This is a genomic window from Streptomyces flavovariabilis, assembly GCF_000725785.1.
Lineage (GTDB): Bacteria > Actinomycetota > Actinomycetes > Streptomycetales > Streptomycetaceae > Streptomyces > Streptomyces hawaiiensis.
Window position 1 is genome coordinate 187,061 of sequence record NZ_JNXD01000012.1, and the last position, 13,706, is coordinate 200,766.

13 protein-coding genes are annotated in these 13,706 nt (G+C 71.8%); 4 read left to right on the forward strand and 9 right to left on the reverse strand.

Annotated elements, in window-relative coordinates; genetic code table 11:
• Positions 1 to 17: 17 nt before the first annotated feature.
• Positions 18 to 815, forward strand: coding sequence for a maleylpyruvate isomerase family mycothiol-dependent enzyme (locus tag IO24_RS0122790; RefSeq protein ID WP_031138222.1), 798 nt, complete (start codon positions 18 to 20; stop codon positions 813 to 815).
• A gap of 59 nt (positions 816 to 874) precedes the next feature.
• Here IO24_RS0122790 and IO24_RS0122795 read toward each other — a convergent pair whose 3' ends face one another.
• From IO24_RS0122795 to IO24_RS0122825, 7 genes are all read right to left on the reverse strand, one after another.
• Positions 875 to 1,564: an LAETG motif-containing sortase-dependent surface protein gene (locus tag IO24_RS0122795; protein ID WP_045296457.1), complete on the reverse strand. Its 690-nt coding sequence runs from the start codon at positions 1,562 to 1,564 to the stop codon at positions 875 to 877.
• A 146-nt stretch (positions 1,565 to 1,710) separates the two neighbouring features.
• Positions 1,711 to 2,832 carry an LOG family protein gene (locus IO24_RS0122800; protein ID WP_031138226.1) on the reverse strand — a complete coding sequence of 374 codons (1,122 nt, stop codon included), beginning with the start codon at positions 2,830 to 2,832 and terminating at the stop codon, positions 1,711 to 1,713.
• A gap of 24 nt (positions 2,833 to 2,856) precedes the next feature.
• Complete coding sequence (locus IO24_RS0122805; protein ID WP_031138228.1) at positions 2,857 to 3,264, reverse strand: VOC family protein; 408 nt, start codon at positions 3,262 to 3,264, stop codon at positions 2,857 to 2,859.
• Positions 3,265 to 3,382: 118 nt separating this feature from the next.
• The gene (locus IO24_RS0122810) at positions 3,383 to 4,966 is read right to left on the reverse strand and encodes a hypothetical protein (protein ID WP_031138230.1); all 1,584 of its coding nucleotides are present in this window, start codon (positions 4,964 to 4,966) and stop codon (positions 3,383 to 3,385) included.
• Entirely contained in the window at positions 4,948 to 5,697 is a 750-nt protein-coding gene (locus IO24_RS0122815; protein ID WP_031138232.1) for an ABC transporter ATP-binding protein, read from the reverse strand. The genes IO24_RS0122810 and IO24_RS0122815 overlap by 19 nt, the downstream gene beginning before the upstream one ends.
• Positions 5,698 to 5,904: 207 nt before the next feature.
• A complete protein-coding gene (locus IO24_RS0122820) occupies positions 5,905 to 7,266 on the reverse strand; it encodes an aspartate aminotransferase family protein (protein WP_031138234.1) in 1,362 nt (453 codons plus the stop codon).
• Positions 7,267 to 7,285: 19 nt separating this feature from the next.
• The gene (locus tag IO24_RS0122825; protein ID WP_031138236.1) at positions 7,286 to 7,825 is read right to left on the reverse strand and encodes an Lrp/AsnC family transcriptional regulator; all 540 of its coding nucleotides are present in this window, start codon (positions 7,823 to 7,825) and stop codon (positions 7,286 to 7,288) included.
• A gap of 164 nt (positions 7,826 to 7,989) precedes the next feature.
• Between IO24_RS0122825 and IO24_RS0122830 the strand changes: the two genes are divergently transcribed.
• The 3 genes from IO24_RS0122830 (at position 7,990) to IO24_RS0122840 (ending at position 11,839) form a co-directional block, all read left to right on the forward strand.
• Positions 7,990 to 9,429, forward strand: a complete 1,440-nt coding sequence (locus IO24_RS0122830) for a gamma-aminobutyraldehyde dehydrogenase (protein ID WP_031138238.1) — start codon at positions 7,990 to 7,992, stop codon at positions 9,427 to 9,429.
• 111 nt (positions 9,430 to 9,540) lie between these two features.
• Positions 9,541 to 10,065, forward strand: coding sequence for a membrane protein (locus tag IO24_RS0122835; RefSeq protein ID WP_031138240.1), 525 nt, complete (start codon positions 9,541 to 9,543; stop codon positions 10,063 to 10,065).
• A 127-nt stretch (positions 10,066 to 10,192) separates the two neighbouring features.
• On the forward strand, positions 10,193 to 11,839 hold the full coding sequence (locus IO24_RS0122840; protein ID WP_031138242.1) for an RNA polymerase sigma factor: 1,647 nt from the start codon (positions 10,193 to 10,195) through the stop codon (positions 11,837 to 11,839).
• On the opposite strand, the gene IO24_RS0122845 is transcribed toward IO24_RS0122840, so the two are convergent.
• Together IO24_RS0122845 and IO24_RS0122850 are read right to left on the reverse strand one after the other, a co-directional pair.
• Complete coding sequence (locus IO24_RS0122845) at positions 11,784 to 12,509, reverse strand: glycerophosphodiester phosphodiesterase (RefSeq protein ID WP_234335269.1); 726 nt, start codon at positions 12,507 to 12,509, stop codon at positions 11,784 to 11,786. The two genes, IO24_RS0122840 and IO24_RS0122845, sit on opposite strands and share 56 nt — an antisense overlap.
• Entirely contained in the window at positions 12,506 to 13,567 is a 1,062-nt protein-coding gene (locus IO24_RS0122850; RefSeq protein WP_031138247.1) for an adenosine deaminase, read from the reverse strand. Before IO24_RS0122850 ends, IO24_RS0122845 begins: the two co-directional genes overlap by 4 nt.
• Between the last annotated feature and the right edge of the window lie 139 nt (positions 13,568 to 13,706).

The window sequence follows — 13,706 nt, forward strand, 5'->3', positions numbered from 1 at the left end:
GGCTTAGGGTGCCGGACATGACGATGCTCGCGCACGACCGCTGTTGCGATGAGATCGCCCACCAGGTCGGCCTGTTGAGGTCCGTCGTGACCTCGGGCCCCGATCTGTCCGGCACCGTGCCCACCTGCCCCGACTGGTCGCTGGAGGACCTGGTCCGGCATACGGGCGGTGCGCTGCGCTGGGTGGAGTTCATCGTGCGGACCCGGGCCCAGGAGGAGGTTGCCGAGGCGCGGGTGCCACACATCGAGGGACCCGCGGCCCGGGGTGACGCCGCGGTGCTGGACGCATGGCTGGCGGAGAGCGGCGAGCGGGTCGTCGCGGCGCTGCGCGAGGCCGGGCCGGACACCGAGGTGTGGGCATGGGCGGGAATCCGCAGCACCGGGTTCTGGGCCCGCCGGATGACGCACGAGATCACCGTGCACCGCGCGGACGCCACGCTCGCCGCAGGACTGCCCTACGAGCTCGCCCCCGATGTCGCCGCCGACGCGATCGACGAGTGGCTCCAGATCGTGGAGTACGTGCAGCGGACGCAGCCGCACGACGCGGCGAGCGAACTGCGCGGCCCTGGCCGCAGCATCCGCCTGCACGCCACCGACACCGAACCCGGGCTCGACGCCGAGTGGCTGGTCGAGCTCACCGAGGGCGGTGTCACCTGGCGCCGGGGACACGAGACGGCCACGGTCGCCCTGCGCGGGCCGCTCACCGCGGTGATGCTCGCGTTCTACCGCCGACTGCCGCTCGAAGCGCCGGAGTTGAAGGTGCTCGGCGACCGGCGGCTGCTGGAGTTCTGGCTGGAGCGGGCGACCTTCGGATGAGACGGGACGTGGCCCGCCCCCTGAGTCGGGGGCGGGCCACGTGATGGTGTGCGCGGGGGTCAGCTGTCGCTGTTCGCCCCGCGACGGCGCATGCCGAAGAACACCGCACCGCCACCGACGACGACCAGGGCCGCCGCGATGCCGGCGATGATGCCGGTGTTGGAGTTGGCACCGGTCTCGGCGAGGTTGGAGTCACCGGCCGGGGCGGGCGCGTTGCCCGCCGGCGAGGTGCTCTGGCTCTCCGACGGCTCCGGAGCCGGGGTCTCGGTCTCCTCCGCCGGCTTCGACGGGGAGGCCGACGGGGTCGGCGTCGCCGGGGGAGTCGAAGCCGGGGGCTCCTCCTCCTTCTTGCAGGCGGTGGCCGGGGTGACGAGGTTCGGCTTGATGTCCTCGTCGACGTAGGGAGCGGCCTTGACGTGGATGCGGTACTCGGCGTTCGGCTTCCAGTCCTCGGCGAAGGTGATGGTGGTGCCTTCGCGCGAGCCCTTCACCTCCTGCTCGCCGACCTTCTTCACGTCGGCGCCGTTGTTCTCCAGGTACACGGTGACCGTGGCCGGGACGCCGGCGGGGTCCACATCGGTGACGGTGATGACGCCCTTGTCGCCGTCGCACTTCGCCTCGGCGGAGAACTCGTTGATGTTGCAGGCGAGCGCGTTGCCGGCGGTACCGAGCGCGAGCGCGGCCGAGGCGGAGACGACACCGAGGACACGCACGGCACGTGCGCGGCGGGATACGGACAGAACTGCCACGTTTGTCCTTCACAGGATTGCTAAAGCGGGGGGCTGAGGCAGTGTTGACGGAACATCAGCACTACCGGGAGGCTCACAGGTTTATAAGCGCTGCATAAGTAGTGTCAACGCATATGCGGCTTGCAAGCACTTGCTTTGCCTTCTTATTAACCGCCGAGACGTTTCAACGCCTCCGGCGCCTCCTCGATCCGCTCCACCAGCGCGATCCGCGCCTCCATCGAACGCCCCCCGGCCAGCGACCGGAGCAGCGGCCACGCGGGCAGCTTCTCCGTCCAGTGCACGCGGTTCACCAGCACCATCGGCGTCGGCTCGCCACGCGACTCGTAGTAGTTGGGCGTCGCGTTGTCGAAGATCTCCTGTACGGTCCCTGCGGCCCCCGGCAGGAACACCACACCCGCGTTGGACCGGGCCAGCAGGCCGTCCTCGCGGGTGGCGTTGGCGAAGTACTTGGCGATGTGGGAGGCGAAGGCGTTCGGCGGCTCGTGGCCGTAGAACCAGGTCGGGATGCCCACCGAACGGCCGCCCTGCGGCCAGCGGGTGCGCACCTCGAAGGCGGCCGACGCCCACTGGGTGATCGACGGGGTGAAGTGCGGTGCCTTGCCCAGGAGTTCGAGCGACTCGGAGAGCATCTCGTCGCCGAACGGGGCGGCGTACGCGCCGAGGTTGGCCGCCTCCATGGCGCCCGGGCCGCCACCGGTGGCGACCGTGAAGCCGGCGCGGGCCAGCTCCCGCCCGAGGCGTGCGGCGCCGGCGTACTCCTCGGTGCCGCGGGCCATCGCGTGGCCGCCCATGACGCCCACGACCCGGGCGCCGGACAGGAGCTCGTCGAGCGCGTCCGAGACGGAGTCGTCGTGCACCGCGCGGAGCATGGACGCGTAGATGTCGCCGTCCGCCTTCGTGCGCTGGAACCAGGCGTAGGCGAGGGCGTCGGGCGTGGCCTCGTAGCCGCCGGCCAGCGACGCGAAGAGCTCGTCCGGTGAGTAGACCAGACCGCGGTACGGGTCGAACGGCAGGCCCGGGACCGGCGGGAAGACCAGGGCGCCGTCGCCGCGGATCTTCGCCGCCGCGTCCTCGCGCATCGCGCAGCCGAGGAAGACCGCGCCCGCCGTGTCCGTGGCGAGCAGCTCGCGCGTACGGTCCGTCAGATCGACGGCCTGGACGCGGTATCCGGCGAGTGTGCCGCGCGCCGAGACGGTCGCGTCGAACTCCTCGAGGGTCTCTATCTCACGGTCGTCGTGGTGGGCCGCATGGGCGGGCATCGTCTGCACCCGCCCATGCTGGCACAGCGCCTCTCAGCCCTCGACCGCCGCCGGGTCCATCCACACGACCTCGAAGGTGTGGCCGTCCACGTCGTCGAAGGCGCGGCCGTACATGAAGCCGTGGTCCTGCGTCTCGCCCGAGACGGCACCGCCCGCCGCGACCGCCTTCTCGACCAGCTCGTCGACCTTCTCGCGGCTCTCGGCGCTCAGCGCGAGCAGCACCTCGCTGGTCTTCGCCGAGTCCGCGATCTCCTTCTTCGTGAACTGGGAGTACTTCTCCTTGGTGTGCACCATCACCACGATGGTCTCGCTGATCACGACCGAGGCGGTGGTGTCGTCACTGAACTGCTCGTTGATCGTGAAGCCGAGCCCCGTGAAGAACTTCTTCGAGGCGTCCAGGTCGCCGGTGCACAGGTTCACGAAGATCATCTGCTGGTACATGCGGGGTCTCTCCCATCAAGTGCGTGTCGTTACGCGGGGATAGACGGGGGGCAGGTCCGGAACTCATCGCCGTTCGGAGATTTTTCTCGTACGAGTTTTCCGGCGGCGGCAGCGGGGCTCAGCGCGCCAGGGGGAGCGCCGCCAGTTCCGCGACCGTCAGGGTGAGCGGACCGAACAGGGCGAGCAGCGCGCCCGCGCGGACGGCGGCGGCACTGCGCAGCATCGTGGCGGGGGCGCCGAGCCGCAGCAGTGCGGCGGTGGTCGCGGCGCGGGCCTGCCGGGCCTCGACGGCGGCCGTGAGGAGCGTCGCCACGGTGCAGCCGGCCACGAGGAGCACGCCGAGGGTGGTGAGCGGACCGAGCGAGAGCCCGTCCGGGGCGTGCAGCAGCGCCATGGCCCACGCGGCGGACAGGACCGCGCTGACGACGCCCAGGGGGCGCCCGATGCGGAGGGCCTCCGCCATGAGGATGCGGCCGGCCAGGAGCCGCAGGGCGCCGGGGCGGGCCGACTGGAGCAGCCGTCCGCACAGATGGGTCAGGCCCGGACCGGCCAGGGCCAGCCCGGCGGCGGCCAGCGCCCAGCCCGCCATCACGCCGGGGGAGGCGCCGGTGAAGGAGAGGTCGGGGGGCGTGGGGGCGGTGCGGCTGGTGTAGCTCTCCACGGCGAGGCCCGCGGCCAGCACGGTGATGCCCCAGGGCAGGCCGGAGGGGGCGGCGGTGCTGTCCGGCAGGGCCGCGTCCGGGGCGGTGGAACCGTCGGCGTCGTCGGATGCCGTGGCGGGCGGGCCCGGGTGCCGTGCCAGGTCCCCGGCGGGGCTGATGGCACCGGCCGCGTCCGGCGCCGCGGCGCGCGGGCTGAGCCACTGGGCGGGATCGCCGGCCGCTTCCGGTGAGGCCGGGTGCGGGGCGGTCGCATGCGCCGGGTCATCGAGCGGCCGGCCGGGCGACTGGGCCGGGGGGTCCGCGACCGCGCTCACCGTCCCGCCGGGGGCCGCGACCGCCGCCGCCGACCCGCTCGTCCGGGCCGCCGGCGGGCCGCTCTTCGCGGCGGGCTCGGCGGTGCGGCCGTTCGTGGGCCGGACGGTCTGCCGGCCGAACCGGCCGTAGGCCCCGAAGGTCTCGCGGGTGCTGGTGCGGCGGTAGGCGCCGAAGCGGCCGTACGTCCGGGCCGCCCGGGGCCCGGACGGCCCCGCCTCACGCGGCCGCAGGGCCAGCGCCACCGCCACCGACGCGCCGACGGGCACGAAGGCCAGCAGAGTCAGGGCGCCCGGCAGCGGCAGGGGCCGGCCCGCGGCGAGGGACTCGGCGGCGGCGCCGTCGAAGGGCATGCCCGTCAGGTCGCCCCGCAGGTGCAGGAAGACGAGCAGGGCCAGCATCGAGCCGAGTGTGCAGGACAGGGCCGTCGTCGTCGCCGAGACGGCCATCATGCGCACCGGGCCGAGGCCGATCGCCGAGAGGCCCGTGCGGGGCTTGGTGCCGGGGTCGGTACGGGCCACCGCGACCGCGAAGTACACCGTGGCGGCCAGCGGGGCGGCGCACCAGGCCAGCCGCAGCAGGGCGGAGCCGGGGGAGCCGGGGTGGCTCATCGCGTAGCCGAGGGCGCAGAGCAGCAGGAATCCCGTGCCCGCCGAGGCGGCCGCGACCAGGAGGCGGCGCAGCTGGACGGCGGGGTGGGCGCCGCGGGTCAGACGGAGAGCGAGCACGCTGCCCGGCCTTCCGGCTCGGCGTTCTCGCTGACCGGCGGCAGGTGCACCGTCTGCACGCGCCGCCCGTCGAGCAGGGACACCGTGCGGTCGGCGAGGGCCGCGGTCTCCGCGTCGTGGGTGGCGAGGACGACGGTGATGCGGTGGGAGCGCGCCGCCGTGGTGAGGGTCCGCAGCACATGGGCGCGGTCCGCGCGGTGCAGGGGCGCCGTGGGCTCGTCGGCGAACAGGACCGACGGCGCGGGGGCCAGGGCGCGGGCGATGCAGACCCGCTGGCGCTCGGCCTGCACCAGCTGGTGCGGGCGTTTGCGGGCGCTGTCGCCGATGTCCAGGCGCTCCAGCCACTCCATGGCCACGGTCTTGGCGCGGCGCCGGCTGGTGCCGCGCAGCATCAGCGGCAGGGCGGCGTTCTCCCAGGCGTTGAGCTCAGGCACCAGGGAGGGGGCCGGGTCGATCCAGCAGAAGCGGTCACGGCGCAGCCGCTCGCGGGTGAGGGGGCCCATGGTGTGCACGGGCACGCTGTTGAACCAGACCTCGCCGCGCCGGACTGGCACGAGGCCGGACAGGCACCGCAGCAGGGTCGTCTTTCCGCTGCCGCGCGGTCCGCTCAGGGCGAGGATCTCGCCCTCGCGCACGCCGAGCGAGACGCCGCAGAGCGCGGGCGAGCCGTCGTCGTGCTGGAAGTGCAGGGCGCGTGCCCAGAGCACGTCGTTGTCCGGCGGGGCCTCCATGCGCGTACACCTCGGTTCAGATCCGTAGTTCCCGTGCCATCCCCCGTGCGGGGGAACGAAGGCAGGGCCGATCGGTCACTGGGCACGCTAGGCAGAAGGCGGCGGGACGCCGGACAGCACGCGGCCCCGGGCCGCCGTTTCTCACTCGAACGGGCGGCACCGGGGCCGGTGTTGATCATCCAGGCAGACTATCGGAGCGACGGCCGGTCAGAGCTTGGTCCACGCCTCCGAGAGGGTGGCGCGCAGGATCTGCTCGATCTCGTCGAACGTCGACTGGTCGGAGATCAGCGGCGGGGCGAGCTGCACGACCGGGTCACCTCGGTCGTCGGCGCGGCAGTACAGGCCGTTGTCGTACAGCGCCTTGGAGAGGAAGCCGTACAGGACGCGCTCGGTCTCCTCGTCGTTGAAGGACTCCTTGGTGGCCTTGTCCTTCACCAGCTCGATGCCGTAGAAGAAGCCGTTGCCGCGGACGTCGCCGACGATCGGCAGGTCGTGGAGCTTCTCCAGGGTGGCGCGGAAGTTGCCCTCGTTGTCCAGGACGTGCTGGTTGAGGTTCTCGCGCTCGAACAGGTCGAGGTTGGCCAGGCCCACGGCGGCGGAGACCGGGTGGCCGCCGAAGGTGTAGCCGTGCAGGAAGGTGTTGTCGCCCTTGTAGAACGGCTCGGCCAGGCGGTCGGAGATGATGCAGGCGCCGATCGGGGAGTAGCCCGAGGTCATGCCCTTGGCGCAGGTGATCATGTCCGGCACGTAGTCGAACTTGTCGCAGGCGAAGTACGTGCCCAGCCGGCCGAAGGCGCAGATGACCTCGTCCGACACGAGCAGCACGTCGTACTGGTCGCAGATCTCGCGGACCCGCTGGAAGTAGCCGGGCGGGGGCGGGAAGCAGCCGCCCGCGTTCTGCACCGGCTCCAGGAAGACCGCGGCGACGGTGTCCGGGCCTTCGAAGAGGATCTGCTGCTCGATCTGGTCGGCGGCCCAGCGGCCGTAGGCCTCGGGGTCGTCGCCGTGGATCGGGGCGCGGTAGATGTTGGTGTTCGGGACCTTGTGGGCGCCCGGGACCAGCGGCTCGAAGGGGGCCTTCAGGGCCGGCAGGCCGGTGATGGACAGGGCGCCCTGCGGGGTGCCGTGGTAGGCGACCGCGCGGGAGATGACCTTGTGCTTGGTGGGCTTGCCGACCAGCTTGAAGTACTGCTTGGCGAGCTTCCAGGCGGTCTCGACCGCCTCACCGCCGCCGGTGGTGAAGAAAACCTTGTTCAGGTCGCCCGGCGCGTGGTGGGCGAGACGCTCGGCCAGCTCGACGGCCTTGGGGTGGGCGTAGGACCACACCGGGAAGAACGCGAGCTCCTGCGCCTGCTTGAAGGCGGTCTCGGCGAGCTCGACCCGGCCGTGTCCGGCCTGCACCACGAAGAGGCCGGCGAGGCCGTCCAGGTAGCGCTTGCCCTTGTCGTCGTAGATGTACGTGCCCTCGCCCCGGACGATGGTGGGAACGGGGGCCTTCTCGTACGACGACATGCGCGTGAAGTGCATCCACAGGTGGTCGTACGCGGTCTGGGAGAGGTCCTTGCTCACGGCTATCGGGTCCTCACGATTATCGGGTTCCCCACATGTAGGTCTGCTTCTTGAGCTTGAGGTAGACGAAGCTCTCGGTGGAGCGCACTCCGGGCACAGCCCGGATGCGTTTGTTGATGACCTCCAGAAGGTGGTCGTCGTCCTCGCAGACGATCTCCACCATCAGGTCGAAGGAGCCTGCGGTCATCACCACGTACTCGCATTCGGACATGGCCGACAGCGCGTCGGCGACCGACTCCACGTCGCCCTCCACGTTGACCCCGACCATCGCCTGTCTGCGGAACCCCACGGTGAGCGGGTCCGTGACGGCGACGATCTGCATCACGCCCTGGTCGAGCAGCTTCTGGACGCGCTGGCGCACGGCCGCCTCGGACAGGCCCACGGCCTTGCCGATGGCGGCGTACGGCCGGCGGCCGTCCTCCTGGAGCTGCTCGATGATGGCGAGGGAGACGGCGTCCAGCTGCGGCGAGCTGCCGTTCCTGGACTCGCGGGAGGGCTCGCGGGACTCCCGCGAGCCCTTCTGGTCTGCGCTTCGACTGGCCACGAGGTCACTGTGCACGAGGTCTCGACACTTCCGCAAGCCTGGATCGATGAAATCCGTTGTTTGAGTCCCTGACTCCTGCGGATTCCGCACGATCGAAGGGAGCGGGGGTGTTGAAAACGTGGGTCGGCCGACTAGGGTGGGTGTCTCAAGTACTGGACATCCGAACTGGAGGGCCGGCAGTGAGCACCGAGCTGCGTCGTCTGCGCAACTACATCGGCGGTGAGTTCCGGGACGCCGCCGACGGACGGACCACCGAGGTGGTCAATCCCGCGACGGGCGAGGCGTACGCGACCGCTCCGCTGTCCGGGCAGGCGGACGTGGACGCCGCGATGGCGGCGGCCGCCGAGGCCTTTCCCGGCTGGCGCGACACCACGCCCGCCGAGCGCCAGAAGGCCCTGCTGAAGATCGCGGACGCCTTCGAGGAGCGTGCCGAGGAGCTGATCGCGGCCGAGGTGGAGAACACGGGCAAGCCCATCGGGCTGACCCGCTCCGAGGAGATCCCGCCGATGGTCGACCAGATCCGCTTCTTCGCGGGCGCGGCGCGGATGCTCGAGGGCCGCTCGGCCGGTGAGTACATGGAGGGCCTGACCTCCATCGTGCGCCGGGAGCCGGTCGGCGTCTGCGCGCAGGTCGCGCCGTGGAACTACCCGATGATGATGGCGGTGTGGAAGTTCGCCCCGGCGATCGCGGCGGGCAACACCGTCGTGCTGAAGCCGTCCGACACCACCCCGGCCTCGACGGTCCTCATCGCCGAGATCATCGGCTCGATCGTCCCCAAGGGCGTCTTCAACGTCATCTGCGGCGACCGCGAGACCGGCCGTCTGATGGTCGAGCACGAGACCCCGGCGATGGCCTCCATCACCGGTTCCGTACGGGCCGGCATCCAGGTCGCGGAGTCCGCCTCCAAGGACGTCAAGCGCGTCCACCTGGAGCTGGGCGGCAAGGCCCCGGTCGTGGTCTTCGAGGACACCGACATCCCGAAGGCCGTCGAGGACATCTCGGTCGCCGGCTACTTCAACGCGGGCCAGGACTGCACCGCCGCCACGCGCGTGCTCGTCCACGAGTCCATCCACGACGAGTTCGTCTCCGCGCTGGCGAAGGCCGCCTCCGAGACGAAGACCGGGCAGCCGGACGACGAGGACGTGCTGTTCGGCCCGCTCAACAACCCCAACCAGCTCAAGCAGGTCGAGGGCTTCATCGACCGGCTGCCCGCGCACGCGCGCGTGGAGGCCGGCGGCAAGCGGGTCGGCGACAAGGGCTACTTCTACGCGCCGACCGTCGTCTCGGGCCTGAAGCAGACCGACGAGATCATCCAGAAGGAGGTCTTCGGCCCGGTCATCACCGTGCAGCCGTTCTCCGACGAGCAGCAGGCGGTCGAGTGGGCCAACGGCGTCGAGTACGCGCTGGCCTCCTCCGTGTGGACCAAGGACCACGGCCGTGCCATGCGGATGTCCAAGAAGCTCGACTTCGGCTGTGTGTGGATCAACACGCACATCCCGCTGGTCGCCGAGATGCCGCACGGCGGCTTCAAGAAGTCCGGCTACGGCAAGGACCTGTCGGGGTACGGCTTCGACGACTACACGCGGATCAAGCACGTGATGACGTCGCTGGACGCGTAGTCACGCGGTAGTGAACTCACGGCCCTGGGCGGCACTCCGTCTCGCCCGGGGCCGTTCCGCTGCACCCGGAACCATTTTTGAACATGTTCAACACGGGCGTAGAGTGCCGCCATGAGCGACAGAGCCGCCCTCGTGAAGGGCATCCGCGCCTGGCTGGTCTTCTTCGTCGTGTGCCTGGTGCTGAGCGGCGCCACGGCCTTTCCCCTCGTTCACGAACTGCGGTGGACGGAGGACGCGTTGCGTGCTCTCTCCGTCGGCGAGCACCTGCCCGGCCTGACGGACTGGATCGCGCGCGTCCGGGCCGGTCTCGACCGGGCCGACGCCGACCACCCCTTCCTCCTCTACGGCACGGACTGGCTGGCCTTCGCGCACCTGGTGATCGCGGTCGCCTTCTACGGGCCCTACCGTGACCCGGTCCGCAACATCTGGGTCGTCGAGTTCGGGATGATCGCCTGTGCGGGCATCGTGCCGCTCGCCCTGATCTGCGGACCGATCCGCCAGATCCCCTTCTGGTGGTCGGTGATCGACATGGCCTTCGGGGTGCTCGGGGTGATCCCGCTGTACGTCGTACGGCAGCGGATCAAGCGGCTGGAGGCGCTGACCGCGCCGGTGGCCACCCCGGTGCTCAGCGGTTGAGGAAAGCCGTTGTCCCGGAAAGCTTCACGCCGTCTCCCCGCATGTGATCCCCCGCATAGCCAAGACCCCCGTGCCGCCTGAGAGGGTGCGTGCGGAAAAGTACCGATCCCAGCCGGCGAGGGGCCTCGTGGACAGTGAGAACCGGCGCGCCGTCATCACGGCCGCACAGGCCGGCGACCGGCGGGCGCTGGACGAACTGGTCGCGGGCTGGCTGCCGCTGGTCTACAACATCGTGGGCCGGGCCCTGAACGGGCACGCCGACGTCGACGACGTCGTCCAGGAGACCATGCTGCGCGCGGTCGACAACCTCGGCTCACTGCGCGACCCGGACAGCTTCCGGTCCTGGCTGGTGGCCATCGCCATGCGGCAGATCCGCGACCGGGCCCGGCGCAGGACCCCGGACCGGCTGGAGGAGGCGGCAACCTCCGACTTCGCCGAACTGACCGTGCTGCGACTCCAGTTGGAGGGCCAGCGGCGCGAGGTCGCCGAGGCGGTGCGGTGGCTGGATGACGAGGACCGGCAGCTGCTGTCGCTGTGGTGGCTGGAGGTCGCGGGCGAACTGACCCGGCGCGAGCTGGCTGCCGCCGTGGGCATCACCCGGCAGCACGCCGCGGTGCGCGTCCAGCGGATGAAGGAGCGCCTGGAGACCTCGCGCGGCATCGTCCGCGCCCTGGACGGCGCCTGCCCCGACCTGCGCGAGGTGACCGGCCGCTGGAACGGCCGGCCCGACTCGGTGTGGCGCAAGCGGCTGGCCCGGCACATCCGCGGCTGCGGCTACTGCGGCGACACCCGCGAGGCGGTCGTCCCGGCCGAACACCTCCTCGTCGGCATCGCCCTCGTCCCGCTGCCCGTCGGCTTCACGCTGTCGCTCGCCTTCGGCGGCAAGACGGCCGTGGCCGCCACCTCCGCCGGGTGGTCCGCCAAGCTGCTGGGCGCGCTCACCAAGCCGGCCGTCGCGATGACCGCCGGCGCGACGATCGTCGCGGGCGGCGCCTACGTCGTCACCCAGCCGCCGGACGCCCCGCCGCCCCGGGCCGCGTCCATCCCCCCGGCCCCGGCCCCGGCCACCTCCGCACCGCCGCGCTCCTCCGCCCCGGCCGCCCCCACCCCCAAGTCCTCGCCCTCGGCGACGAAGAAGTCCGATCCGTACGGCACGGTCGTCGACGCCGTCGACCGCGCCCCCGACCCGAACGCCCGGCCCGCCGCCCTGCCGCGCCGTCCCGAGTCCGGCATCACCAGCACCGGCGGCCCGAAGGCCGTCATGCAGCACCGCGGCGACAGCGTGACCCTCACCGGCCGGGGATATGTCCTGGTCCGCTGGCAGATCTCGCCGGGATCCCGGCCCGGCGCGCTGGTCATGCCCTCCTGGACCGGCCTGAAGGGCAGGCTGTTCCACGTGGCGTCCGGCGGCTGGCGCCGGATGGACGACCCGCTGCCCGGTGCCCCGAACGGCTACGCCACCGGCATGGGCGGCCCCGCCATCGGCTACGCCGTCCTCCCGCCCGGCACCCAGCAGATGTGGCAGAACGAGTACTTCTACCTCGACGGCACCGTCACCCTCACCCAGAACGAACGGGGCTGCGACTACGGCATCACCGTCTTCCCGTCGGACCGGGAGGCCGTGGTCAGGGACATCAACGAGGGCCCCGCCGACGGCGCCCTCCGCTACGGGCTCGTCCGCGACACCGGCACGGACAGTGCGCCGGTGCCGCAGTACGTCACGCGCTCGGCCCCGGCCGACCCGTCGACGGTGCCGCAGCGCTCGCGCGTGTAGCGCACAGCACGTCGACGCGGTTCGTCGTGATCGAGTCCACGCCCGCCTCCAGCAGCCGCCGCATGGAGCGGCGGGTGTCGGGGGTCCAGACGGAGACCAGGTAGCCGTCGGCGTGCACGCGCTCGGCGAGCGGGCGGTCCACCAGCGAGAAGCGGTAGTTGAGCCAGCGCGGGCGGATCGCCTCCAGCAGCACGGGCCGGGGCGGGGCCACAGTCGTCCAGGTGAGGGCGATCTCGGCAGCCGGATCCGCCGCGCGCACGGCGAGCATGGCGTCGGCGCCCGCGCAGTAGTAGACGCGGTCCGCCGCCCCGGCCTCCGCCACGACGCCCATGATCCGGCGCACCGCCCGCACCTCGGGCGATCCGGGCAGGTCGATCATCACGCGGTGCCCGGCGGTCGCGGTCAGCGCATCGGCCAAGGTGGGCACCCCGCCGCCGGTCAGCCCGCGCACTTCCTCCCAGGACAGCGCGAGCACCGGCCGCTCGTGCTCCCACAGCCGCTTCAGCGTCGCGTCGTGCAGCAGCACCGGCACCCCGTCCCGGGTGAGCCGTACGTCGATCTCCACCGCGTCCGCGCCCCGGCGCAGCGCGGAACGCAGCGAGGCGACGGTGTTCTCACGCACGCGGTAGGGGTCGCCCCGGTGGGCCACCGCGACCGGCGCGGGCGTCACCGGGTGAGCCACTGCGCGGTGTACGTGTCGATCTCGTCCGTGATCCGGGCCTTGCCCGCCGCGTCCAGGAAGGACGCCTCGACGGCGTTCTTCGCCAGCTCGGCCAGGCCCCGCTCGTCGAGGTCCAGGAGCCGGGCGGCGACCGCGTACTCGTTGTCGAGGTCGGTGCCGAACATCGGCGGGTCGTCGGAGTTGATGGTGACGAGGACCCCGGCCCGCACGAACTCCTTGATCGGATGCTCGTCGAGGGTGCGGACCGCGCGCGTGGCGATGTTCGAGGTCGGGCACACCTCCAGCGGGATCCGGTGCTCGGCGAGGTGCGCGAGGAGCTTCGGGTCCTGCGCGGAGCTGGTGCCGTGCCCGATGCGCTCGGCCCGCAGGTGGGTCAGCGCGTCCCACACCGTCTGCGGGCCGGTCGTCTCGCCGGCGTGCGGGACGGAGTGCAGCCCGGCGGCGATCGCCCGGTCGAAGTACGGCTTGAACTGCGGCCGCGCCACGCCGACCTCGGGCCCGCCGAGACCGAAGGAGACCAGACCCTCCGGGCGCAGCCGGTCGTCGGTGGCGAGCCGGGCCGTCTCCTCGGCGGCCTGCAGACCGGCCTCGCCGGGGATGTCGAAGCACCAGCGCAGCACGGTCCCGAACTCGGCCTCGGCGGCCTTGCGGGCGTCCTCGATCGCGTCCATGAAGGCCCGCTCGTCGATGCCGCGGCGGGTGGAGGAGAAGGGGGTGATGGTCAGCTCGGCGTACCGCACCTGCTGCCTGGCCAGGTCGCAGGCCACCTCGTAGGTCAGCAGCCGGACGTCCTCCGGGGTGCGGATCAGGTCGACGACCGACAGGTACACGTCGATGAAGTGCGCGAAGTCGGTGAACGTGAAGTAGTCGGCCAGCGCCTCGGGGTCGGTCGGCACCTTCGAGTCGGGGTGCCGCGCGGCCAGTTGGGAGACGATCCGGGGGGAGGCGGATCCCACGTGGTGCACGTGCAGTTCGGCCTTGGGCAGGGTCGCGATGAACGCCGTGAGGTCGCGCGGGGCGCGCGGGTCGACGAGATGCTGGGTCAAGGTTCCTCCCCGGAACGGCGCCCCGGCCGGCACAGGGCGGGCGGGCGCGGGTGATCGGCTGATCGATGACTCGGCATCATCGTAGGCCGTGGCACAGCGTCCCCTCTCGGGGGCGCGGGCCTGGACCGATGTGCGGCTC

Coding starts and splice junctions, on each gene's coding strand:
- IO24_RS0122790 (WP_031138222.1), top strand. CDS start 18: ATGACGATGCTCGCGCACGACCGCTGTTGCGATGAGATCGCCCACCAG.
- IO24_RS0122805 (WP_031138228.1), bottom strand. CDS start 3,264: ATGTACCAGCAGATGATCTTCGTGAACCTGTGCACCGGCGACCTGGAC.
- IO24_RS0122815 (WP_031138232.1), bottom strand. CDS start 5,697: ATGGAGGCCCCGCCGGACAACGACGTGCTCTGGGCACGCGCCCTGCAC.
- IO24_RS0122835 (WP_031138240.1), top strand. CDS start 9,541: ATGAGCGACAGAGCCGCCCTCGTGAAGGGCATCCGCGCCTGGCTGGTC.